Annotated in this window: 21 protein-coding genes; 8 read left to right on the top strand and 13 right to left on the bottom strand. The window is 48.5% G+C overall.

Going from position 1 to position 22,759, the window contains the following annotated elements:
* Positions 1-113: 113 nt before the first annotated feature.
* The 6 genes from J0A67_RS01975 to J0A67_RS01950 form a co-directional block, all read right to left on the bottom strand.
* Complete coding sequence (locus J0A67_RS01975; protein ID WP_206567595.1) at positions 114-1,751, bottom strand: putative ABC exporter domain-containing protein; 1,638 nt, start codon at positions 1,749-1,751, stop codon at positions 114-116.
* Positions 1,744-2,460, bottom strand: a complete 717-nt coding sequence (locus J0A67_RS01970) for an ABC transporter ATP-binding protein (RefSeq protein ID WP_206567594.1) — start codon at positions 2,458-2,460, stop codon at positions 1,744-1,746. Before J0A67_RS01970 ends, J0A67_RS01975 begins: the two co-directional genes overlap by 8 nt.
* Positions 2,461-2,953: 493 nt before the next feature.
* A complete protein-coding gene (locus J0A67_RS01965; protein ID WP_206567593.1) occupies positions 2,954-3,880 on the bottom strand; it encodes an aspartate carbamoyltransferase catalytic subunit in 927 nt (308 codons plus the stop codon).
* A 2-nt stretch (positions 3,881-3,882) separates the two neighbouring features.
* The gene (gene pyrR / locus J0A67_RS01960; protein WP_206567592.1) at positions 3,883-4,431 is read right to left on the bottom strand and encodes a bifunctional pyr operon transcriptional regulator/uracil phosphoribosyltransferase PyrR; all 549 of its coding nucleotides are present in this window, start codon (positions 4,429-4,431) and stop codon (positions 3,883-3,885) included.
* Positions 4,432-4,465: 34 nt separating this feature from the next.
* On the bottom strand, positions 4,466-6,088 hold the full coding sequence (locus J0A67_RS01955) for a transcriptional regulator (protein WP_206567591.1): 1,623 nt from the start codon (positions 6,086-6,088) through the stop codon (positions 4,466-4,468).
* The gene (locus tag J0A67_RS01950) at positions 6,085-6,483 is read right to left on the bottom strand and encodes an EVE domain-containing protein (protein WP_206567590.1); all 399 of its coding nucleotides are present in this window, start codon (positions 6,481-6,483) and stop codon (positions 6,085-6,087) included. Before J0A67_RS01950 ends, J0A67_RS01955 begins: the two co-directional genes overlap by 4 nt.
* Before the next feature lie 180 nt (positions 6,484-6,663).
* On the opposite strand from J0A67_RS01950, the gene polX reads away from it, so the two are divergent.
* The 7 genes from polX to J0A67_RS01915 all read left to right on the top strand — a co-directional run bounded on the left by polX (position 6,664) and on the right by J0A67_RS01915 (position 13,389).
* Complete coding sequence (gene polX / locus J0A67_RS01945; RefSeq protein ID WP_206567589.1) at positions 6,664-8,379, top strand: DNA polymerase/3'-5' exonuclease PolX; 1,716 nt, start codon at positions 6,664-6,666, stop codon at positions 8,377-8,379.
* A gap of 101 nt (positions 8,380-8,480) precedes the next feature.
* Positions 8,481-8,768 carry a hypothetical protein gene (locus J0A67_RS01940; RefSeq protein WP_206567588.1) on the top strand — a complete coding sequence of 96 codons (288 nt, stop codon included), beginning with the start codon at positions 8,481-8,483 and terminating at the stop codon, positions 8,766-8,768.
* Positions 8,769-9,107: 339 nt separating this feature from the next.
* Entirely contained in the window at positions 9,108-9,677 is a 570-nt protein-coding gene (locus tag J0A67_RS01935) for an RNA polymerase sigma factor (RefSeq protein WP_206567587.1), read from the top strand.
* Positions 9,670-10,479 (top strand): hypothetical protein, encoded by an 810-nt coding sequence (locus J0A67_RS01930; protein WP_206567586.1) that lies wholly within the window; start codon positions 9,670-9,672, stop codon positions 10,477-10,479. Before J0A67_RS01935 ends, J0A67_RS01930 begins: the two co-directional genes overlap by 8 nt.
* Positions 10,480-10,520: 41 nt before the next feature.
* Entirely contained in the window at positions 10,521-11,567 is a 1,047-nt protein-coding gene (locus tag J0A67_RS01925) for an outer membrane beta-barrel protein (protein ID WP_206567585.1), read from the top strand.
* A 55-nt stretch (positions 11,568-11,622) separates the two neighbouring features.
* The gene (locus J0A67_RS01920; RefSeq protein ID WP_206567584.1) at positions 11,623-12,441 is read left to right on the top strand and encodes an outer membrane beta-barrel protein; all 819 of its coding nucleotides are present in this window, start codon (positions 11,623-11,625) and stop codon (positions 12,439-12,441) included.
* A 21-nt stretch (positions 12,442-12,462) separates the two neighbouring features.
* Positions 12,463-13,389: a DUF4097 family beta strand repeat-containing protein gene (locus J0A67_RS01915; RefSeq protein WP_206567583.1), complete on the top strand. Its 927-nt coding sequence runs from the start codon at positions 12,463-12,465 to the stop codon at positions 13,387-13,389.
* A gap of 62 nt (positions 13,390-13,451) precedes the next feature.
* On the opposite strand, the gene J0A67_RS01910 is transcribed toward J0A67_RS01915, so the two are convergent.
* Together J0A67_RS01910 and J0A67_RS01905 are read right to left on the bottom strand one after the other, a co-directional pair.
* Entirely contained in the window at positions 13,452-13,940 is a 489-nt protein-coding gene (locus J0A67_RS01910) for a hypothetical protein (RefSeq protein WP_206567582.1), read from the bottom strand.
* An 11-nt stretch (positions 13,941-13,951) separates the two neighbouring features.
* A complete protein-coding gene (locus J0A67_RS01905) occupies positions 13,952-15,055 on the bottom strand; it encodes a ferredoxin--NADP reductase (RefSeq protein WP_206567581.1) in 1,104 nt (367 codons plus the stop codon).
* Positions 15,056-15,270: 215 nt separating this feature from the next.
* Between J0A67_RS01905 and purB the strand changes: the two genes are divergently transcribed.
* On the top strand, positions 15,271-16,614 hold the full coding sequence (purB, locus tag J0A67_RS01900) for an adenylosuccinate lyase (RefSeq protein ID WP_206567580.1): 1,344 nt from the start codon (positions 15,271-15,273) through the stop codon (positions 16,612-16,614).
* 415 nt (positions 16,615-17,029) lie between these two features.
* Here the strand turns inward: purB and J0A67_RS01895 are convergent, their stop codons facing one another.
* The 5 genes from J0A67_RS01895 to J0A67_RS01875 all read right to left on the bottom strand — a co-directional run bounded on the left by J0A67_RS01895 (position 17,030) and on the right by J0A67_RS01875 (position 22,479).
* Complete coding sequence (locus tag J0A67_RS01895) at positions 17,030-17,557, bottom strand: transposase (RefSeq protein WP_206567579.1); 528 nt, start codon at positions 17,555-17,557, stop codon at positions 17,030-17,032.
* A gap of 240 nt (positions 17,558-17,797) precedes the next feature.
* Positions 17,798-18,730, bottom strand: a complete 933-nt coding sequence (ctlX, locus tag J0A67_RS01890) for a citrulline utilization hydrolase CtlX (RefSeq protein ID WP_241265036.1) — start codon at positions 18,728-18,730, stop codon at positions 17,798-17,800.
* A 3-nt stretch (positions 18,731-18,733) separates the two neighbouring features.
* The gene (locus tag J0A67_RS01885) at positions 18,734-19,618 is read right to left on the bottom strand and encodes a hypothetical protein (RefSeq protein WP_206567578.1); all 885 of its coding nucleotides are present in this window, start codon (positions 19,616-19,618) and stop codon (positions 18,734-18,736) included.
* 105 nt (positions 19,619-19,723) lie between these two features.
* Complete coding sequence (locus J0A67_RS01880; protein WP_206567577.1) at positions 19,724-22,000, bottom strand: xanthine dehydrogenase family protein molybdopterin-binding subunit; 2,277 nt, start codon at positions 21,998-22,000, stop codon at positions 19,724-19,726.
* 20 nt (positions 22,001-22,020) lie between these two features.
* A complete protein-coding gene (locus J0A67_RS01875) occupies positions 22,021-22,479 on the bottom strand; it encodes a (2Fe-2S)-binding protein (RefSeq protein ID WP_206567576.1) in 459 nt (152 codons plus the stop codon).
* Positions 22,480-22,759: the final 280 nt, after the last annotated feature.

The following is a 22,759-nucleotide window of genomic DNA, read 5'->3' as shown; positions in this document are numbered from 1 at the left end:
TGTAATCTCACTTTCAATGGCTTTCAATTGGCATTCGTCGTCGATGTTTTCCAAAAAACTTCGACCAATTCAATTCTGCGGTCGACTGTGGACCGTCGGCCAATGGCAGCACGCTACACTTCCTTGAACTCTATCCGCTGCAGCACATCCAGAGTCACATGGAGTAACACGGCCGCTACAAAAGACAGTCCCACCACAGCGGTCATCAGCGTCCATACAAACTGCGAAGTGATCACAAACACAATCACACTCAGAATAATGGTGGGTATGATGCCGAAAAGAAAAATTCCCCCGATCATAAAGGGCTTGATCAACTTACGGTCCCAGCCTTCATCCAAACTTACCTGTGGAATCAGATTGATTGCAAAGCCTATCAGGTAGCATACCACCATTCCCGCCAAAAACAGCGGAATCAATCCCACGCTGACGTGAGCCAAAAAAACCGACGGCACGATCAAGATCCCTGCGAACAAAAGAGTTTGGACAAGATCCAGCTTGATCATGTTCCAAAACTTGGAAGTCCATGAGGCTGGTATCAGGATGAAGAAAGGCTTTTTCAAATCCCCGATGTTTGCGCGGCCAATTCCCGCCATGAAGTAGAAGAAAAGTAAGAACAACAGGTAGAAATAGAAAACCTTGTGTGAAAACCAGTCAAAGTTGGAAAGGCCCGCCAAGACTATCCCGATCACCGCCATCCCCATCGAGTAAATCCCGAAAAGCGGATGAAAATCTTGACGACTGCTATGCACATAGTTTCTCCAATACAGGGCTTTGGCACCTACTCCGAAGTCCGGCAAGGCCAGCTGCTTTTTTGCGTTGAGGCTGTAGGTATCCTCACCGATCTCCTGCTTGCCTTTTGCCTTTTCGAGTTTGTCTTCGTTAGTCTTGGTCGCCTCCAGCACGTCTTCGTAGTAGTAGCCCGAAAACTGGATAACCAGCTTCACCACGGTATAGTAAGCCAAGCCATAGAGGGCTATATAGGCCAGCGCCAAAAGTAGGTTGCCATGTGAGGCAAAGCCCACAATGCCTCGGCTCCAACCGACCAGCGGAAAAAGGTCAAACCACGGTGAGGCCACCCAAGCAAACATGCCCTGCCAGAACTTATCGGCAAGGATCCCCGGAATCAGAATCATCAGTGCCAGAGCGACCCCCAAGCCAACCACCCCTCCCCTGATGTAGTCCATGATACCATACTTCGTGTGAAGCGTATAGATCAGGAAGCGAATAGGAAAAACCATGAAAAAAAACAACGCGAAACCCAAGACGATAAACACCGAATTTCCCAGAGTCAGTTGAAACTGGTCGGTCAACTGACCCGTGCCATACAGCACAAAGAGAATAGATCCCCCAAGTGCTGGAAGAATGGAGCGAGCCATGTAGTACAATAGCAAGTTTTGCGGCTTGACCGGCGCCGTAAAGAGCAGATTGACATCCGCCATCTTGAAAAAGCTCACGTTGTTTTTGGTCGCCCGATACAACTGAAACACCAAAAATCCCAACGCTAGGATGGTCACGGCTCCCACGACGTTCTGCATCGTAAAATTGGTCTCAGGAAGTTCGCCCGCCCCGATGTTCTGGAGCTGCTGCAGCCCTTCCGAACTTTTGACACTGGTCCTCTTGGAGTAGACAAAGACAATATATCCCACCATCACCGCATAGGGAATCAAACGAAGGGGATTTCGGATTATAAGCTTGATGTTGTTGACCAAAATCCGAAGATCTTTTTTGAGCAGAAGCTGGATCTCAAACATCTTTGGTCATCTCTAGAAACAGGTCTTCGAGCGAGGCTCCTTCGGCCTGCTCAGCTTGCTGCTTAAGGTTGGCGATGGTGTCGTTGCCGATGATCCGGCCATCCTTTAGGATCATGATGCGATCCGCGATCGCTTCCACACTGTCGATCAAGTGGGTACTGACCAAGATGGTCTTGCCGGACTCTTTGAGTGTTTTGAAGATTTTCTTGGTGTTTTTGATCGCCTTTGGATCCAGTCCTATCATCGGCTCGTCAAAGAACAAGAGTTGAGGATCCGGCAAAAGCGCACAACAGATGGAGACCTTTTGGCGCATGCCCTTTGACAGGTCTCTGCCTAGTTTGTTTGCCTTATCATCCAATTCAAACAGCTCCAGAAGTTCCTTTGCCTTGCCCTGCCAGTCTCTTACTCCATAGGCTTGGGCGATGAACTGCAGGTGTTCCTTCACGGTAAGTAGGTCATACACGTAAGGAGTCTCGGGGATGTAGCTGAAAAAACGCTTGGCCTCCACGCTGAGATGGTCATTTCCGCCGATGGTGATCTCTCCCGAGGTTTTGCGAAGCAATCCAACGATGCACTTCATCGTCGTGCTTTTCCCGGCGCCATTTGGGCCAAGCAAACCGACCACTTCTCCCCCATCCAAGTGAAAGCTGATGTCGTCGACTGCGTTTTGCTTGCCGTATTTTTTGATCAGATTGGTAACTGTGAGCATGAAAAATTCCTTTTGCGATTTTCAGCATAATATAGGCACCCTGCAAGGAAACGGAGAGAAATATGGAGAGGATGTCGGATGTAAGGTGTTCGATGTTGGATGTCGGACGAGTCGGAAGACCGGAAACGGAAAACGGACGGCCAACTCCCCCTTTGGTTTCTAATGCTGTTTGGAATGTAAAACTCGGTCTAAAGGGGGTTGGGGGGATTTGAAAATTGAAAAATCGGATGGCAAGGTTAACTAGTCCTGAAATCTATTTACACACTTTTCTGGATAGTGTCACATCCTAGAAGGCCCGTCTCGAAACGACACCCCTTTCTCCGTTTGAATTTCTCATTCGCAAGAAAATCGCCAGCTTCTATTAATGCCGAACACGTTCCTACCACTGGAATAAACTAAAAATAAATAGCTTTTGGTAGGTTCAACATGGTTCCACAAGCTCACCATCCGTCCTCACCTACCGAGGGCTATTCATGAAAATCTTATCCCTGACTTATCCTTTCACCCCAGCCAGCAAGTACAATACCGCCATTCTAACGGCAACGCCATTTTCCACTTGGTTGAGGATGATGGAGTGCTCGGAGTCGGCTGCATCTGAGCTCAATTCCACGCCTCGGTTGATCGGTCCGGGGTGCATGATCACGATCTCCTTATTAAGAGCTTGGAGCATTTTCTTGTTGATGCCATAGTAGAGAGAATATTCCCTCAGGCTGGGAAAATATTTGATCTGCTGGCGTTCCAGCTGAATGCGGAGCACATTGGCGACGTCACACCATTCAAGGGCTTTGCGTACATCCAGTTCCACTTTTACGCCCAAGCTGGAGATGTATTTAGGCAGGAGGGTGATCGGCCCGCAGACCATCACCTCAGCACCGAGCTTTTGCAGGCAAAAAATATTGGAAAGCGCAACCCTGGAGTGTAGGATATCGCCAATGATGGCGATCTTTTTCCCCGTAAGATCACCAAGCTTTTCCGTCATGGAGAAGGCATCTAGCAATGCCTGGGTCGGATGCTCATGCGTCCCGTCTCCGGCATTGACGATGTTGGCAGAGATATTTCTGGAGAGAAAGTGCGGCGCGCCTGGGCTGGCATGGCGCATGACGACCATGTCCACCTTCATCGCCAGGATGTTGTTGACCGTATCCACGAGCGTCTCCCCTTTTTTCACAGAGCTGTTGGCCGAGGAGAAGTTGACCACATCGGCGCTGAGACGCTTCTCCGCCAGCTCAAAGGATAGACGGGTACGGGTGGAGTTTTCGAAGAAAATATTGGCAATGGTAATGTCGCGGAGGGAAGGTACTTTCTTGATCGGCCGGTTGATCACTTCCTTGAAATTGGCCGCTGTCTCGAGAATCAGGCGAATATCTGTCTCGGTGATGTCTTTGATTCCAAGCAGGTGTTTGGTGCTGAGTTGCGACATGTTTAACTTTTAACTTTCTCTGTGATCCAAATTGCATCTTCGGCATGGTCCTGATCGGCCCATTCCACTACCACATGCTGGCTGTCCAGGGTATTGACTTTTGTCCCAAAATAGTCCGGCATGATGGGGTAGTCGCGCGTCAGCCTGCGATCTACCAGCACCATGAGTTCTACCTTCTGCGGTCTACCGAAGGCGATCATCGCATCCATAGCCGCACGCACAGACCGGCCTTTGTACAGTACGTCGTCGATAAGAATGACTTTCTTCCCTTCTACCAAAAAATCGATCTTGGTCTCGTTGGCCTTGAGCGGAAAGTCCCTTCGGCGAAAATCATCCCGGTGAAAGGTCGCATCCAAGTAACCTGAGGGCACCTCGACCCCTGAGATTTCCTTCAATAATGCGACGACCTTGTCCAAAAGTATGGTACCTCGTGGCTGAAGTCCAAGGAGAACGGTATTTTCGAAATCGTCGTGATTTTCGATGAGTTGGTAGCAAAACCGCTTCAGAGTGATGGCGATCTGCTGCTGATCGAGTACAAGCCGCTTTTGCATGGAGTGGATTTGGGCGTAAATATAAAAAATAAAACTAGTCTCCGGCCTCCTCAGACTGGTACAAATCCCCATCCACCAAAATTTTGCTCATAAAGAACACTCTTCTTTCCTGGGTCTGGTTTTGGGGGTTGAGTCCCCTGACCGTCTGTTGGCCCGTGAGGATAAAGTATCGGTCATACCAATGGACCAAGCGCAGTGTTTCAAAATCCGTGTAGTCGATGCGCTCGTTTTCGTTCGGCAATTCCAGCTCAAAATCCAGGTTTTCAAACACCTTTTCCCCATTTCTGAAAAAACTGGCCTTGATCAGATCGTTTTCTGCGTAGAGGTGGTACAGGTCATCACCCACGATTGCGATCTCTCCGAAAGGCTCAGGGTAGGTGGTGATAAAACCCCCATAGGTCGCTGCGTTGTCCCAAAGCACATTACCCTCTTTGGAAACCTTCAGGAAATGCGCTGACTCGTATTGGTACTCATTGACCGCAGTGAATGTCTGCATGGGGTTGGTGCTGGGCGAGAGGAAAGGATCCATGTAATAGGGGGCATAACCCATCCTGTTGATCCGGTCATAGCGATAGTTGCTAGTGGAAGTCCAGCCGTTGGGACGCCTTCCTCCATTGCTCACAATATTCACTTGGTCAAAATAAATATAATAGGCATCCCCTTGCTGTCGAACATCGCGGACGGCATAGGTGTTTCGAATCAGTGGAATCTTGGACTTTTCAAGTTCTTTGACTACAACCTCATCCCTTTTGCTTTTTTGTTTTTCTGAGAGATAGTTGAAAAAGTTGGGAAAATCCTCCAGGGTGTAGAGCTTGAAATCATATTCCCCAAACTCATTGATCTCCATAATATACATCCCCTGGTAAGCGGCGCGTCCATTCAAACCATAGGAGCCGATCATTACCTGCTGGTAATTTTGGTCAGCCAATAGCATCCCGTCGAGGATCTCCTGGTCCTGTGTCCCAAACTTATCCACCTTGATCTCCCGCACCAGATTTCCGAGCATGTCAAAGGTCAAGATGGAAGTTTCGCGGTCCTTGTATTGTCCCCGGCGACTGATTACCACTTCCAAGGCCTCCAATTCCGGCATTTCGCGGATTTGGAGAACTTGCGTATTGTTTCCGTATACTCCTTGCACGGTATGGATGCTCTTCGTGTCTAGGTCAAAAATCTGCAGAACTGGCCTACCCTCCGAACTGCCCATGAAAACGGCTTTTCTATTCTGCACCAGAAACTCGACCAGTTCAATGGAAAGTAGGTTTTCGGCAGGAAATTCGAAGCCCTGGTTGGATTCCAGATTCACTTGCAAGATGTATTTGTCGGAAGTACTGGCATACCCTTTCGCCATGAGAACAAACAAATTGTTCCCATCTGTGTCATACCCAACCATCTCGTAGCCGGGCCGCATCTCCAGCTCGATCAGCCCTTTGCTCTTGAGGTCCAGGTCAGAGACAAAAAACTGAAAGACTTTTTTGGCGGAAAAACCCTTTCCCTGATAAGTCCGAAAAGACACCAAGCCATCTTCTATCCGCATCATCTCAAAGGTGGGATCGTTGGGCTCCTCCAGAACCTCAAAGCGCTCTATAAACTTCACTTGGGCAAGGAGCGGAGAGATGCTTCCAGCAAGAAACAGAATTAGTATCAGCAGACTTTTCATTTCCCCAGGGCTATTATTACGTTAAATTCTTCTTTGGAAACGGCCATCACGGAAAGTCGGGACTGGCGCAGCATCAGCATCCCGGTCAGGCGGTCGTCGGATTTGATGGATTCGAGGCTCACAGGATTGGCAAGAGGCAGTTTCTCTTTTAGGCTCACTGCGACCCAGGCTTCGTCCTTTGGATCCGGGAAAGCCTCCCTGGACACTTCAGCCACTCCCACCACTGCCTTTTCCTTGCCACTGTGGTAGAACAGCACCGGATCACCCGTTCGCATTTCCCTTAGAAAATTCCGCGCCTGATAGTTTCTTACACCATCCCAGACATCCTCTCCCTTTTCTACAAAATCCTCCCAGGAATAAGATTCCGGTTCCGTCTTGACCATCCAGTAGTTCATCGTTGCTTACTTGGTTATTGAGTTAGTTGTTGAGTCGATAGTTCCACGCTTCGACCGATCACTACGCACTGCGACTGGCCATTGATCACTGCGACTGAACATAAGTTACCCCTTCAAACTTTAAATTGAAACAATAATTGAAGACATTTGTCTAACTTCTGACACGAAAAACTAACTGTTTTGGATCATAAAACAATTTTAAAAAAGCTAAAGCTCGGAATCCAGTTGATGGAGCTTCACGATGAGAATCCATTCAAAATCCGCGGTTACCAAAGTGCGCTCATATCGCTCGAGCGTATAGATCAGGACCTTATGGAGCTCAGCGACGAGGAGCTCTCCAAACTCAACGGGGTCGGGAAAAGCGTCGTCGAAGTGATCCAAAGCCTAAAGACTTCCGAAACCTTTCCCTTGCTCGTGCAGCTTTTGGAAAAAACACCGACAGGGATACTCGAAGTCCTGCAGATCAAAGGGCTCGGCCCGAAAAAAGTCAAGACACTCTGGGAGGAACTCGGGATCACCTCGACCCACGAGCTGATGGAAGCCTGCCAGTCGGGAAAAGTCGCCCAGATCAAGGGATTTGGCCAGAAAACCCAGGAGACCATCATCCAAAACCTTGAATTCAAAGCCTCCAATACCGGAAAATGGCTTTATGCGGACATCGAGGCGGTAATCAATGGCCTCGCAACTTCCCTACAAAATAACGCTGGAGACGCGCAATTGGCCATAGTGGGGGATTTTGCAAGGAATATGGAAATCGTCGCTACAGCGGAATTCCTGATTGGCTCAGATGCGCTGCCCGACGTCAAGACAGGGTTAAAAGTATTTGAACCAATCGAGTGGAACTGGAAACTATCCGGACCAAACACCTGGAAGGGGAAGCTCAAGGAGCTTGAGTTGAATGTCATCCTCCATTTTTGCAGTGCTCTTGATTTTACGTGGAAAAAACTTACACTCACGGCGTCCAAAGCGCATTTGCTGAGTTTGATCACTGAGACCGAGACTGTCGCCGAAAAACTCATCAAGAAAGACTACGATTCCGAAGAGGCCTTTTTCTCACAAAACCAACTTCAATTTATTCCCTCGGAGATGAGAGAGGGATATGGGGAACTGGAGCAGGCTCGGGAAAACAAAATCCCCGATCTGCTTAAAGAATCGGACCTCAGAGGCATCCTGCACAATCACTCCACCTACAGCGATGGAAAACACAGCCTTCGGCAGATGGCCGAACACTGTCGGGCAATGGGATATGAGTATCTCGGTATTTCCGATCACAGCCAAACCGCGATCTATGCGGGAGGTTTGGATGTCGAAAAAATCCTGAAGCAACATGCCGAAATAGACCTCTTGAACAAGGAAATGTCACCTTTCAAAATCTTCAAAGGCATAGAAAGCGACATTCTCGGGGACGGCAGCCTTGACTATAGCAACGACGTGCTCGCTAGCTTTGACTTCATCGTCTCCTCGATCCACTCCATCCTCAACATGGATATCAAGAGGGCCACTGACAGGTTGCTAAGGGCCATCGAAAATCCCTACACCACTATCCTGGGACATCCCACAGGGAGACTTTTGCTAAGAAGAGAAGGCTATCCCATAGACCACAAGACCATCATCGATGCCTGCGCAACTCACCATGTAGTCATTGAGATCAACGCCAACCCCTGGCGCCTTGACCTCGACTGGAGATGGATTCGCTACGCTATGGAGCAGGGAGTGAAGCTATCCATCAATCCAGATGCTCACGAGATGGAAGGCTACGGCGACATGAAATATGGCGTACTCGTGGGCAGAAAAGGCGGGCTTACGAAAGAAATGACCCTCAATACCCTCAGCGCGGAGGAAATTGCTGCTTACTTTGCGGGGAGAAAAGCCGAGATCGAAGTGAAAGGCATTTGAAATCAACCAATCCGTATGTGGTATTTGGTATCTGGAAGTGCCTCCTCGAAACCGTGACGCTACGTCCAAAAACCACAAATTAAATTCCCAATACCACCTCCATGAAATGGTCTGAACTTCCCGAACCCGTCCTACTCCAACGCTCCTTTCTCTTCGGAATCACAGGGATTGTCTTGGGCACCTTGTCTATTTTCAATTCCACCTGGCATTTGGTGCAAGCTCCCATGGGCCCGCTGAATGGAGTCAGTTTTCTCCTGCAACTGGCTGCTTTGGGCACAGCTATACTCGTGTTGAGAAAAAGGAAGGTCGAAAAAGAGCACAAGGAAAAAGCACAAATGCTGATTCTAATCCAGACCGTAGCGCTTCTATTCTTTCTATTTTCGCTTTGAGATCGTTGACTAATAGCTAGAAGCAAGTAGATAGATCCACTCGCCATTTCTGTTTTCGATTTAGGCGCAGTCGATACGGGCTACAACTTTACGCTTTCCCATTTTCGATATACACCCTCTGATCCCAATCACAATACGGGACGCCTCCAAACTTCATTCTTCCAGACTTCCGTCCCCGGTCTTTCGTCTCATCGATCATCGAAGGCCCGACGTCCAGCAGCCAAACCAACTCATTTCCAGCTTTTTTATTTTTATGGAATAAAAAAATTAACTTTTTTTCATAGTGCTGAGCAACCATTTTTTGCAGCCTCGCATCTAGAATTATGAAAGCCAACCGGAATGTTTAACAGATCCAATTTTTCTACCGAAGAAGGAATAATCAAGGGATGCCTCAAGGGTGATCGGTCCGCCCAGCGCCACTTGTACGATTCCTATTCGGGGAAATTCCTGGCCATCTGCATGCGGTACCTCAAAGACCGCGAACATGCCGAGGACGTGATGATCGAAAGCTTCATGAAGATCTTCGAAAAACTCTCCCAGTTTCAGTACAAGGGAAGCTTCGAAGGCTGGATGAAGCGGATCGTAGTCACTCAGGCTTTGATGACGCTGCGCAGCAACCGTCACCTGATGATGGAAGTTAATCTGGAACACGAATACGAATACAGTGACCACCACTACGAGTTGACCCACTTGGAGGCAGCCGAACTGATGGAACTGGTACAGGGACTGCCAGTCGGCTACCGAACGGTATTCAACCTGTACGCTATCGAAGGTTATGCTCATCAGGAGATCGCCGATCTGCTGGGAATCACTGAGAGTACGTCCAAGTCCCAGCTGAACCGGGCCCGAACAGCCCTCAAAGAAAAAATTGCCAGTCTGCAACCCAAAACCAAGACGAACCATGGCTAAGACAAACGAACAATTCGACCAGCATTTCAGAGAAAAGCTCGATGGACATCGGGAAAAACCAAGCGCACTTGCTTGGGAAAGACTCGAAAGCCAGTTGCCCCAGCGTTCCAAACCAAGACTGGGAATCTGGTGGGCCGTAGCCGCCTCGGTGACCGCCTTGCTCGTGGCCGGCTATGCGTTTTGGCCTAGCGGAGAGCCGGTTTCAGAAGGAGAGTTTTTGGCGGATCAAACAGCGATCACCACCGAAAATCCAAACGAGGATAGCTCCGAGGTAACGAAAGCATTTGCTGAAACTATTAAGGGGGAAGAAAAGGCAGCTTCAATAGAAAAAAACAATACCGCGACACAACCTGAGCAAGATCAAGAGCCTGCCCAGAAAACTAAACCAACTCCCACTCCTGCCCAAACTCAGATTCCACAAAACCTGATCGCAGAGGCAGAAAACAAAACCACAGAGCCCGAAAACACCAAGTCCCCGATCACAGCACCGCTTCCCCCACTCCAGACCGAGGAGCTAGAGGTAGCGATTCCCGAACTCAAGGCTCCCCAGATCGAGCGGACGGTGGCTGAGGCCAACACCAGTAACGAAGACGAACCCCTCTACCGAGTCAGCATCTATTCCAACGGGATAAAAAAAGGCGAACCCGCGGACAAGAATCTGATCACCGAGCTGGGCAAGACCGTCGGACAGGTTGAAGGCTTGCTGGGCAAGGTGGATGAAGGCTTTGCCGAACTCCAGGACAGAAAAGACAACCTATTTGCCGGAGGTATTTCCATCAAAAAAGACCGAGCCGAGCGATAAAAAAAACGAAACCAACACCACTTATTTTCACGCATCTACACATGAAAAAATACCTGCTTTTATTTTGCCTGATGGCATTGGTTCAGGTGGCATTTGCCAATAACCTGAAAGATTTCCCCATCCATACCGAGCGCACCGTGATGCAAGACAGCGTCGTGATCGAATTTGGAAAGTCCGGAAAAGTTGTCATCATCGTGGACTCCAAAGAAGACTTTGACAAGCTCAAGCTAATGAACATCAACCAGATCATCAGCGAACTAGACCTTGAGAAAAATGAAGAGACTGGAGAGCTCACCATCGTGGAAATCCGCAAAAAGGACGGCACGATCAAGGAGGTCGTCAAGGTCTACGAAGACTCTGGACAGACGGAAGTGAACGTCGCCGGCATGCGGGTCTACGTAGATGAATCCGGTGACAACACCCGGGTGAAATTTGAGACCGGCACCCGAAAAAACTCGGATCCGCCATTTAGATCCTATTTCAACCTTGATCTGGGTGTAAACAACTACCTGGATGAAAGTGGAAGCTTCCCCACATCCGACAAACCCTACGCGGTCAAAGGTTGGGGAAGCTGGATGGTCGGCCTCAACTGGATGGCAGCCCAAAGAATCTCCAAAGGCTTCTACTGGGACTTCGGCATCGGATTCCATTTCTACAACTTCAAGTTTGAAAACAGGGACTACCAAGCCGTGCGCGGTGAAGACGAGATCGAGTTTATCCAAAGATCAGACGTAGACGGATTTAAGAGCAAAATCTCCTCCTCCTACCTGACGGCCACGACCATGTTGGAGCTGGATTTTGGGAAGATGAATGACCAGGGCCGACGCGGGCTGCGGGTCGCCGCGGGGCCTTATGTAGGCTATCGCCTGGGAGGCCAGTCCAAGTATGTCTATCGCGAACTCGAAGGCTCGGGCAGACACAAAGACAAGCAAGACACCGGCCTCTATTTGGAAAATCTCCGCTACGGTATCCGCGGCGAGATCGGTTTCGGAAGGGTGAAGTTCTTCACCACCTATGACCTCAACGAGCTTTTCCAAGAAGGAAAAGGCCCCGAGCTCAATCCCATTACTTTCGGAATAGTTTTCTAATTGCCAACGGGGGAGGTTTCTCTCCCCCTTCCCACATTTTTAAAGCAAACCAACTATGAAAAAACTCAACCTTACTGCCGTTTTTTTGATGCTCTTTTCTTTGGGACTTTTTGCCCAAAATACAGACAGCACCAAGACCGTCTCCAAGGAAAAACAGTACACCATCATGGGAAAATCCTGGAAGGTGACCAAGTACGAAGACGGCTCCAAAGCCTACGAATGGGAAATCGACGAGGAAGAATACTACAACTACCACTCTGAAAAATCCTCCAAATTCGTCTACAATTTCCTCGAATCAGAGGTTGGGATCAACATATGGCCAGAGGACGATGCCGCTCCCGAAGTGAAGCCCTGGGGCAGCTGGTTTGTCTCCCTGCAATCGGTCGGCACCTGGAAGCCCAGCAAAAATTTCCATCTCCGATCCACGCTTGGCGTTAGCTGGTACAATTTCAAATTTGAGGACGAAAACATCTATGCGCTCAAGACTCCTGACGGATTGGAGTTTGTGGATTATACCGAAGTGATCGACGACCCCAATGCGGATCCGATCAAGTCCAAGATCTCCGCCTCCTATGCCACACTCACCGTCATCCCGACAGTTCGAACTAGCAACGGAAAAATGCGCTTTGGAGCGGGGGGCTACGCTGGCTATCGATTGGGCGGCCGCGGCAAGTTTGTCTATGATTCCGACGGCGACAAGGTAAAAGACTTTACCAAGTCCAACATGTACGTCGAAAACTTCCGCTACGGCCTGCGCTCCGAGATCGGCATCGGTGATGTCACCCTCTTCTTCAACTATGACCTAAACGACCTCTTCCAAGCCGGATTAGGTCCAGAACTCCAAGCCATGAGCTTTGGAATCAGAGTAGATTAAAAATCCCCAACTCATTTCTCTATGAACACTTTACTGAAAAAATCAAGCCTCGCGCTAACCCTGATGCTTCTAAGCATCGCAGCATTTGCCCAAAACGTATTGGTAGATTCCAAAAAGTCCTACCCAGGAATAAAAAGGATAGAAATCGAAAGTGGCTGGCTCAACGTGAACTACAAAGGTGGCACCAGCAGCGATGTGCATGTAGAAGCCTACCTGGAGTCAAATAACACAGAACAGGATATCGTCTTTGTCACCGTAGGTGACGTGCTGAAAATCAGCCATACCCGCAAGCAAAACAATTACAACTGGAATACCAAAAACAAAGGTTACCTCAATATTACGGGCCCTGAAGGTATCGCATTGGATGTGCGAGGAAGCTCGGGAAATGTCGTCATCGACAAAATTTCCAGTGACAAAACCTCCTTGCGTGTCAGTTCTGGCAATGTCACCGCGACCAACATTAATGGAGATCTATCCATCGGGGCAACTTCCGGAAATTTGACTGCTGACGGCGTGACGGGACATGTGTCGGCAGGGGTCACCTCCGGCAACGGCAACTTCTACAGAATCAAGGGGAATCTCGACTACCAATCGACAAGTGGTTCCTTGGACGCAGACGGGGTAGAAGGAGAAATCAACGTCAAACTCACCTCTGGAAATGCCAAGATCAACAACTCTGGCACTTTGGGAATGCTCCAGTTTACTTCGGGGAATGTACGCGCCTCCAATGTTGGACTTGGTCCCAACACCAAATTCAGCGGTACGTCCGGCAACTTCCGAGTGCAAACCAACTCTGACTTAAAAGCCTACAACTTCTCGCTAAAAGCTTCCTCAGGAAATCTGAAAGTTGGTAGCATCAACACCGGGAAAACGCTGGAGATAGACAATGGCTCTTCTAGCTGGATCCGTGGCAATATCTCCTCGGGAAACATCACCATAGAGAACTAAAAATCGCGGATTTGAAATTCGAGTTTTAGCTTGATTTCAAACCCCAATTTTCAACCTCAAACCTATTCAGGCCGGGACGCTTCTCTGATAAGCTCCCGGTCTTCCTTTTTGAGCTTCATCAGACGAGCCATTCGGTCAGGACTGGGTTTTGCCAAGGAAAAGAACACCATCGTCACCGCAAAGATCAAGGTAAAAAGAGGATTTTGGGTCAATAGCAGTCCAATTGAAGTCAAAATCGAAACCCCAAAAAGATACAAAAATCGGTTCTTCGTTGCATCGCAGTAGATTTTCACTTTACCCACAAGGGCGGACTCAGCAAAAGTCAACTTGATCTTATTGTGAAAAACCACGTACTGTGCTATCAAAATCGCAGACGAAACACCCACCAAAATCCACAGCCCAAACGCTGGCAGTTCCGGTAGATTCCAATCCAACGTCCCAGAGGTTTGGTAAAGGTATACCAGCCCAAAAACAGGCAGGGCAAGCACCAAAAGAAGAACGGTAAGCCTTTCGGTACTACGGTAGATTTGTCGGATTTGCTGGAGTTCCAAAAGCTTGCTGTTTATTCGATGGTGATCTTGATGTCGTCGGTCAAAGGTCTGGAAACGCAGCAAAGGACGTAGCCTGCCGCAAGTTCTTTTTCACTCAGTCCCGCGTCCTCATCCATTTTCACCTGCCCACTCAAGAGCCTACCACGACATGCCGTGCAGAGTCCGCTCTGGCAGCTATAGGGCATATTCAAGCCCGCTGCCAAACCGGCTTCCAAAACCGTTTTGGAAGGATCGACAGTCACCAGCTCCTCTTCTCCATCGAGTATGATCGTCACGTCTCGGGAAAGGATCCCATGACTGATCCCTGCCAGTGCCTCATCATGCGCGATGTGCGCCGCCGCTGAATAAAAGCTTTCCTGGTGAATTCGTTCTTTGTCCACGCCCAAGTCACTCAGAATTCCCTTGGCCATGTTCATGATTTCCTCCGGTCCACACATGAAGTAAACTTCTTCGTATCGCTGTTCATATTCCGCTTTAGCAAAGAGCTCCCGTAAGACGCCCGCGGAGAGTCTGCCCTTCAACCCAGTCCAGGATGCTGAAGGCTGGCTCAGATTATGGATTACTTTTAGCCGATCTGGGTTTGCCTTCTCGAGCAGGCCGAGTTGGTTTTTGAAGATAATCTGCTCCTCATTTCTGCTGCAATAGATTAGCGTCACGATGGAATCTGGCTCATTGACCAACACAGACTTAAGTATCCCCATCAGGGGTGTGATCCCACTACCAGCCGCTAAGAGGAAGAAGTGACGCTTGTTTTTTGAATGAAAATCTGTGGTAAAATGCCCGAGAGGTTTCAGCACGTTGATTGTCTTCCCCGGAAATATCTTTTCGTTGAGAAAATTGGAAAAAAGGCCATCAGGCACTCTCTTGATCGAAATACCGGGAAATGGGTCCACGAAAGGCGAGGTGCAAAGCGAGTAAGACCGACGCTGTTCCTTCCCTTCGAAATCCATCACCAAGGTCAAAAACTGGCCGGGCTTATAGTCCAAAAATGGCTCAGGCTGTTCAAAAAACAGGGTAACCGTATCGGCTGTTTCCCTGACTACTTCCCTTACTTTAAGTGGCAAATACGGATTGACTTTTACCTCTTCTTTCTTTTTCTTGAAGAAATTGAACATCTGACTTGTGGTGAATTGGCTGCAAAATTAAGCCCAAAACTGGGAAAACCGGCATCGCCCTCCGATTTTCCCTTTCTAACCCCAAAAGCGAAAAACTAGTTTGCCTCGACAGGATAATTGTTGCCCCCAGACCCCGACTTTGAGGGCAATAGCTTAACTTTGCGCCTTCCGAAAATCGGACCCAAGATTACTTTGTCCTGACAAATCAAACCAGAATGGAATTAAATGCCTTGACAGCCGTCTCCTCAGTGGATGGACGCTATGCCGGCAAAACGGCCCCTTTACGCGCTTTTTTCTCTGAATTCGCCCTGATCAAGTACCGGGTACACGTGGAAGTGGAATACTTCGTGGCCCTCGCCCAAATCCCCTTGCCACAACTTGCGGATTTTGACCATGCATTTTTCCCAAAGCTCCGCGACTTAGTCAAAAACTTTACTATGGCCGATGCGGAGTGGATCAAAAACACCGAAAAAACAACCAACCACGATGTCAAGGCCGTGGAATATTTCCTCAAAGACAAGTTTGACCAACTGGGACTGGATGCCTATAAGGAGTTTATCCACTTTGGTCTCACCTCCCAGGACATCAACAATACCGCCACGCCGCTGATGCTGAAAAACGGCATCCAAGAGATAGTCCTCCCGCTTTTGGACGAAGTGATCGAACGACTCGATGACCTGGCAGACGAATGGAGCGAAATCCCGATGCTAGCCAAAACCCACGGCCAGCCAGCCTCCCCTACCCGATTGGGAAAGGAGATCGACGTTTTTGTCGTTCGTCTGAAAAAACAACTCGAACTGCTGGAACAGGTTCCCTACTCTGCGAAGTTTGGCGGAGCGACAGGCAACATGAACGCCCACCAAGTAGCTTATCCAGAGATAGATTGGAATGAGTTTGCCTTTACCTTCGTGGAAAACTTCCTAGGACTAGAGCGCTCATACCCGACTACCCAGATCGAACACTACGACAACTTGGCGGCGATTTTCGATGGGCTGAAGCGAATCAACACCATTTTGCTGGACCTATCCAAGGACGTATGGCAGTACGTGGCGATGAACTATTTCAAGCAAAAAATCAAAGCCGGCGAGGTAGGTTCCTCCGCCATGCCTCACAAGGTCAACCCGATCGACTTCGAAAATGCTGAAGGGAACCTCGGTATCGCCAATGCGCTTTTGGAACACCTTGCCGCAAAGCTCCCCATTTCCAGACTCCAGCGCGACCTCACTGACAGCACCGTGCTGCGCGTGATCGGCGTTCCTTTGGCGCACATGCTCATTTCCTTGGAATCCCTTCAAAAAGGCCTTGGCAAACTGGAACTCAACCGCGCAGCCATCGACGCAGATCTTGAGGAAAACTGGGCGGTAGTTGCTGAGGCGATCCAGACTATTTTGAGAAGAGAGGGTTTCCCAAAACCTTACGAAGCTCTCCGTGACCTAACTCGAACCAATACCAAAATCACCCAAGAATCCATCTCCGTATTTGTGGACGGATTGCCGATCTCGGGGGAACTGAAGGCCGAGTTGAAAGCAATCACGCCGTTTAACTATACAGGGATTTGATTGCAGATTCAAAACAATATCATTTGACATTAATTGTTTGTCAAAAAGCCAACATACTAGTGGCTTGGCAAACAACTTAACTTTACACCCCAATAGTCAGCCGTCCGGCTGACTATTTTTTTGAACACATTCGTTCAAATCGCCTACTCTCTACCCAGCCAAGAATCTACCCAGTTTCTCACCTAATCCAAAAACGGCCAAAAACACCAAAAAACTGACGATTACAGAGATTACTATTAAAATCTGTAGCAGTATTCTATTTCTTCTTTCCATAATCTCTTTCAATTTACACATATCATAAGCTATTGAAAATGTGTCATAAAAATATGAAAACTAGAGCTTAGAGATTTCTATCCAAAACCATAAACTTTTCATTTTGAGGGCTCACTGGATAAAAGTAAACTGCCAGCAATAGCTATAATCTCCTCGCAATTCCGACATGTGTTAAAAATCCAAATCGATCCTCTCCAGTCTCGTAAAACTCATATGAAGAGTAAGGATACAACAATGGATTTTCCGCAAGCATCCATTTTCCCTTGCATGGATTTCGATGGATATAGTCGAGTTTTTGAAAAACGACTTTGGGAGAATGAACTTCGATGGGAAGCGAGTCTCGCTGCCAAAACAAATGGGCCCTGATACCCTGATCGACGACAAAATGTCTAAGCAACTCAGTATTTCCTGATCGCATTTTCTTAAGAAATTCGTGACTGGTAAACTTCATGAAGCTGGCATGTGGCAACTCTTTTCCATTCATTTCGAGTAACTCCCAAATCAGATGTATATGATTGGGCATAATGACAAAACCATAGACTTTTAAAAGGCCTTTTCCTGTCAAAAATCTTAAACTGGACAACAAGACCTCCTTGTATCCTTCTTGCTCGAAAATTGGAATCCAATGATGGATGGTCGCTGTGAAAAAATAGACTTTATTCAACTCCATAGTCATTTGAGAATTTAGCTAAAAACACCGAGAGAAATTAATCCGCTTGGCGCTCTTTCATAACAATGGAAATACTCGTCTCAGGGGCAAGCCTAAGCCCCTTGAGTATCTCCGCTCAAGGCTTTCTACCCTATCGCCTAAATCAGCTTAAGCCGATCTATCACTGATTTGGAAAAGGTCTGAGTAACTCATCAAGCGAGTGGCGACACTCGCTTGGGCGACCGACTTTTTCCCGCACACTTAAAAACTCTTCCCCAAAAAAATCTCCGCCATCATACACCTTGCGCTGCCTCCACCTAGTTTTTCGATGGTTGGGATGGACGGACTGATGATCGTCGTGTGCTTTTCGATTTGCTGAATCTGTCCAACTCCAAGTGAATCAAAAGCGGCTTGGGACATCACGGTAAATCGCTCCCAGCCATCGTTTGTTACTTCCAGCATATTGCCGGCAAAATTGAACTTTTGCTTCAGGGTGATTGGGATCAGCTTTTTCCCTGATTTAGTCAAGGACTCCTGAACCATACGCCTCTCGGAAGCCTTCGCGATACTCTCGAGGCAAACCACAGCCAAGTCCGTGCCTACATGCATCATCACGTTGGTATGGTAGATCGGACTGACGGCCCCATCGACCTCCTGCACCGCATCAAATCCTACCACTTGATAGCCGAGAAGCTTCGCGACATAGTCCAAGGGAACCGGATGCGTGCGGGGGGAATAGCAGGCATAGATCACCTTCGCACCATGGTCCATCACCATGCTGCCCGTCCCCTCCAAAAACTGCCCGCTTTCTTCAAAAAAACTCAAATCTATGATCTCGTTCACCTCAAAGCCCGAATGGATCAAAAGCTCCACAACGTCCTTTCTACGCTCCAGCCTCCTTACTTCAGCATACATCGGATAGAGGATCAGCTTTCCGTCTCCATGTGTGCTAAACCAGTTGTTGGGGAAAACCGCGTCTGGCTTTGAAGGACTTGCCGTATCCTGCACTTCGATGACATTTACTCTTTGGTCCCTGAGCAAAGCCACGAAAACATCAAATTCCCGCTGAGCCAGCTCCCGAATCTCGGATGCCGATCGTCCATCTTTCTTTTGGTAAAAGTTGTTTTCCGCCGTCTCGGTATTAAATCCGAAATTTGCAGGACGGACCATCAAGATGTGTTCGCTGGTTTGCATGACTTAGTTTTCTAATGCATAACGATATAAAACAGGCAGGATGTTAAATCTCTTTTCGCTGATCGTATAATATGCCTTGCCATCTGGCTGAAATCCAATTGCCTCACCCTGCGGCTCAGGCACATACGGAAGTTCTTTGGGTTTCCTCGTCAAAGCCTCCGCAACCGACTCTCCAAGGTTTCGATTCCAGTGATAAACTTTAAAATAATTCTTAATCAGCACTTGAGAACCATCCTGACTAATGTCGGCAGCCACGGCACTGGTAAAAGGCAGCTTTAGCAACTCTTCCGCCAATACTCCACTTTTCCCAAAATCAGACTGTTTTAAGCGAAAAAGGGTGTTTAGCTTATCCCGCTTGGACACGATGAAAAGATCCCCCGAAATTGGATCTACCATAAAACTCTCCGCATCCATAGGGCCATCCGGATACGTAAACGTCAAAATCTCGGGCGCAACAGACGCTCCTTCAGACAGCCTTTCAGGTTCCGGGAACCTATAAATCTGAACCGTCTCATGAATAGCTAAATTGTCGCCAATCTCGGCAACATAGACGTAGGACTCCCCTTCGGGGCCTGGCCCAACTGCAATATCTTCCCAATCGCGATTTTCCACACCCTCTAGCCGGATTTTTCCCAGCTCATTTCCGGCTGAATCTAAGATATACACAGCCGCTTCCCCTTCACTATCGGTATGGGTATAGAATCTGTCAGAATGTTTTTTTGAAAAAACCAGCCCGCTCATCTCCTGCAAAACGGGGTTTTCAATGGTACGGATTGGCGTTGCGGCATGGACAGCCGCTTCCGTGTCTGAATTGGATTGGGAAAAGGAAGGCAAGCTGAGCAATAGGCCAAAAGCCAAGCCGCAAGGAAGAGATCGGAAAAATCGCATGGCTAAAAATACGAAGGTGAGCCGTCGAACGGCCAAAAATCACAAAAAAAGCCGTCCAGAATTTCGGACGGCTTTGCTTGTCAAAATTAATTTTCGCGGGGATAGCTAGACCTGAAATGGCAGTTGGTAGTTTCTCTTCCCGGTTAATTTATACACCGCATTGGCCAAGGCTGGAATAAAAGGCGGAACCGGCGGCTCGCCGACTCCGGTAGGCTTCTCCATACTCGGGATGATGTGCACATGAATTTTCTTGGGTGCCTGTGACATGCGGATGATCTGATAGGTGTCGAAATTGTTTTGCTTCACCCGTCCGTTTTCCAAGGTAATCGCCGAGGTCGTGGCCAAGCTGGTGGCGAATTGCGCGCCTCCCTCAAACTGGGAACGAACGCGGTCTGTGTTCACCGGGATTCCGCAATCCACCGCATAATGAACCTCTGGAATAACCAGGTTTCCGTTTGCGTCCTTCTCCACCATCACCACACATGCCACATAGGTCAGGAAGCTTTTGTGCGCTGCAAAACCCACTGCTTTTCCGGCGGCAAGATTGGATTTCCAGTTTGACTTTTCAGCGACTGTTTCGATCACTTTTTTCATCCGGGCGGTACTCCAGGGAAAGTCTTCAATTTTCTCTCCGTAGTTGCCATAATCTCCTACCATCTCGCCTGCAAAAGTAAGGTTCTTGTCTTCACCCAAAAGCTGAAGTGCCTGATCCACGGGGTCGACGCCTTTTGTTTCGGCAATCTCATCCAGCATGGTGCAAATGGCAAATGCGTGGTGAATGTTACTTACAGAACGCAGCCAGCCGATGCGGGTATGCGCCGTGGTTTCGTGGGATTCAATCCGGATGTTGGGCACCTCGTAGGGAAAATCCCGACAGCCCAAATCCAGTTCGCCATCAGAAGGAGGCGCGGCATCAAGCCCCGAACCAATGGCTGGGAAAACCGTATGGTGATTCCAACCGGTCAGGTTGCCAGATCCGTCCAAAGTGGCCACGATCCGCTGTGCACTATGGGAATGGTAGTAGTCGTGGTGCAGGTCACATTCCCGAGTCCATTGGACTCGCACGGGCACGCCTGCAGCCTTGGACAGCAAGGCCGCCTCTGCAACAAAATCAGGCTTGGACTTTCGCCCAAACCCACCTCCCAAAAGGGTGACATTCATCTTTACCTTGGACACATCAATTCCCAAAGCAGCTGACACGGCGTCTCTTGCCCACTGCGGATGCTGGCTTGGAGCCCATACCTCGACAGAACCGTCAGCCTTCACGTCAGCAATGGCCGCAGGAGGCTCGATCGTGGAATGGGCGTAGAATGGGGCCAGATAAGTCTTTTCGATTACTTTTCCAGAGGAAGATTTTGCTTGGCTGAAATTGCCGCGCTCACGCTTTGCCGTTCCGTTGCTTGTCGTACTCTTCACCATCTCCTCTAGCTGAACAGCTGAATCATAAGATTGATTTGGGCCAAGGTCCCATTCGATTTCCAACTCCCGGCTTCCTTTGATAGCTGCCCAGGTATTTTCCGCCAATACGGCAACCCCTTCCAGTGGTTTATCCAAACCTGCAGGAAGACCTGGCCCTTCGATTTTCACCACTTTCTTTACACCGGGAATAGCCAAGGCTTTCTCATCGTTATAGGAAACCACCTTGGCGCCGACCACGGGACTACGCTGAACCACCGCAATCAGCATATTTGGAAGGTTCACATCCGCACCAAATACCGCATTGCCCGTCGCTATATCCTTTACGTCATAGATGGGGATATCTTTTCCCACAAGCTTATAGCTGGAAAAATCCTTCATAGGCACATCCTCAGCCTTTGGCAGTTCCATAGTCTGTATTTGAGCTACCAAGTCGCCAAATGGAATCTTTTTACTGCCTCCCTTTAAAACCACATGACTATTTTCGGTGTCGCATTCTGCGACGTCCACACCCCATTCCTTGGCAGCCGCCTGCATGAGCATGTGGCGGGCGGTGGCACCGGCCTTCTTCATTGGCTCGTAAAACATCCGGACTGAAAAAGACCCATCCGTATTTTGGTTTCCATATTTGCTCTCATCGCCTTCGGCTTGGACGATCTTCACTTTGCTCCAGTCAGCGCCGAGTTCGTCCGCAACGATCATCGGTAGTGAGGTGCGTATGCCCGTGCCCATTTCGGAACGGTGCGCAAGGATAGTCACCAAGTTGTCAGAACCTATGCTCACAAAGACATTTGGGGCAAAAGTCACTAATTCTCCTTTCGGTCCACTGCACTGGAAGTTCACTCCCAATACCAAGCCTCCGGCGGCTAGGGAACCGATTTTCAGGAAATCCCTTCTCGAAGCCCTAAAGATCTCACTGCGGTCTTCAGGCTGCTTCTTTTTCAAAAACGGAAGATTAGGCATCATATTTTTGCTGTTTTGGAGGGTTAAAGGGATTTGGAAGCGGTGACAATGGCATCTTTGATACGATTGTAGGTGCCACAGCGGCAGAGGTTACCCTCCATAGCCGCTTCAATTTCCGACTCTGACGGGCTGGGATTTCTCGAAAGCAAGGCAGCAGCATTCATGATCTGGCCTGACTGACAGTAGCCACATTGAGGCACGATGTGTTCTACCCAAGCTTTCTGAAGCGGGTGGCTCCCGTCTTCAGAGAGACCTTCAATCGTTGTGATTTTCCCGGTGCCGACCTCAGACACAGGCAAGCTGCAAGACCTCACCGCCTCGCCATCCAAATGAACGGTACACGCTCCACAAAGAGCCTGACCGCAGCCAAACTTGGTCCCCTTCATATCCAGAAGATCACGGAGAACCCACAGCAACGGCATATCCTGCAAGGCGCTTACCTCACGATCTTTACCATTTACGTTGATCACATATTTTTCCATAGTCTATTCAATTCAGTCAATAAATTCACCCCATTTTACGACAAAACCAATTTTTTCATTTTCAATGTGTTAACCTAGAATAAGTCTTAATAATTTGGGCTTGAAAATAAATTGGGAATTGAATTATCCAACAAGCAAAAAAACAGAAAACCGCTACTTGTAATAAAATTTCTCAAACATATGATTCTATTTTTCACACGATTGAATCGATCGTCTTGGAAAAGAAAATGACGGAGGTTTAATCAAAAAAAGTAAAATAGAGCTCTCTGTCTGAATACGC

It is taken from the genome of Algoriphagus aestuariicola, assembly GCF_017254835.1.
Classification (GTDB): domain Bacteria; phylum Bacteroidota; class Bacteroidia; order Cytophagales; family Cyclobacteriaceae; genus Algoriphagus; species Algoriphagus aestuariicola.
The sequence above is the reverse complement of the archived record's forward strand: the minus strand, read 5'-3'. Positions and strand labels throughout refer to the sequence as shown.

Bases quoted from the DNA above. Each gene is read 5' to 3' on its own strand.
- J0A67_RS01975 (WP_206567595.1), bottom strand. From the start codon at position 1,751: ATGTTTGAGATCCAGCTTCTGCTCAAAAAAGATCTTCGGATTTTGGTC.
- J0A67_RS01970 (WP_206567594.1), bottom strand. From the start codon at position 2,460: ATGCTCACAGTTACCAATCTGATCAAAAAATACGGCAAGCAAAACGCA.
- J0A67_RS01965 (WP_206567593.1), bottom strand. From the start codon at position 3,880: ATGTCGCAACTCAGCACCAAACACCTGCTTGGAATCAAAGACATCACC.
- pyrR (WP_206567592.1), bottom strand. From the start codon at position 4,431: ATGCAAAAGCGGCTTGTACTCGATCAGCAGCAGATCGCCATCACTCTG.
- J0A67_RS01955 (WP_206567591.1), bottom strand. From the start codon at position 6,088: ATGAAAAGTCTGCTGATACTAATTCTGTTTCTTGCTGGAAGCATCTCT.
- J0A67_RS01950 (WP_206567590.1), bottom strand. From the start codon at position 6,483: ATGAACTACTGGATGGTCAAGACGGAACCGGAATCTTATTCCTGGGAG.
- J0A67_RS01940 (WP_206567588.1), top strand. From the start codon at position 8,481: ATGAAATGGTCTGAACTTCCCGAACCCGTCCTACTCCAACGCTCCTTT.
- J0A67_RS01935 (WP_206567587.1), top strand. From the start codon at position 9,108: ATGTTTAACAGATCCAATTTTTCTACCGAAGAAGGAATAATCAAGGGA.
- J0A67_RS01930 (WP_206567586.1), top strand. From the start codon at position 9,670: ATGGCTAAGACAAACGAACAATTCGACCAGCATTTCAGAGAAAAGCTC.
- J0A67_RS01925 (WP_206567585.1), top strand. From the start codon at position 10,521: ATGAAAAAATACCTGCTTTTATTTTGCCTGATGGCATTGGTTCAGGTG.
- J0A67_RS01920 (WP_206567584.1), top strand. From the start codon at position 11,623: ATGAAAAAACTCAACCTTACTGCCGTTTTTTTGATGCTCTTTTCTTTG.
- J0A67_RS01915 (WP_206567583.1), top strand. From the start codon at position 12,463: ATGAACACTTTACTGAAAAAATCAAGCCTCGCGCTAACCCTGATGCTT.
- J0A67_RS01905 (WP_206567581.1), bottom strand. From the start codon at position 15,055: ATGTTCAATTTCTTCAAGAAAAAGAAAGAAGAGGTAAAAGTCAATCCG.
- purB (WP_206567580.1), top strand. From the start codon at position 15,271: ATGGAATTAAATGCCTTGACAGCCGTCTCCTCAGTGGATGGACGCTAT.
- J0A67_RS01895 (WP_206567579.1), bottom strand. From the start codon at position 17,557: ATGGAGTTGAATAAAGTCTATTTTTTCACAGCGACCATCCATCATTGG.
- ctlX (WP_241265036.1), bottom strand. From the start codon at position 18,730: ATGCAAACCAGCGAACACATCTTGATGGTCCGTCCTGCAAATTTCGGA.
- J0A67_RS01885 (WP_206567578.1), bottom strand. From the start codon at position 19,618: ATGCGATTTTTCCGATCTCTTCCTTGCGGCTTGGCTTTTGGCCTATTG.
- J0A67_RS01880 (WP_206567577.1), bottom strand. From the start codon at position 22,000: ATGATGCCTAATCTTCCGTTTTTGAAAAAGAAGCAGCCTGAAGACCGC.
- J0A67_RS01875 (WP_206567576.1), bottom strand. From the start codon at position 22,479: ATGGAAAAATATGTGATCAACGTAAATGGTAAAGATCGTGAGGTAAGC.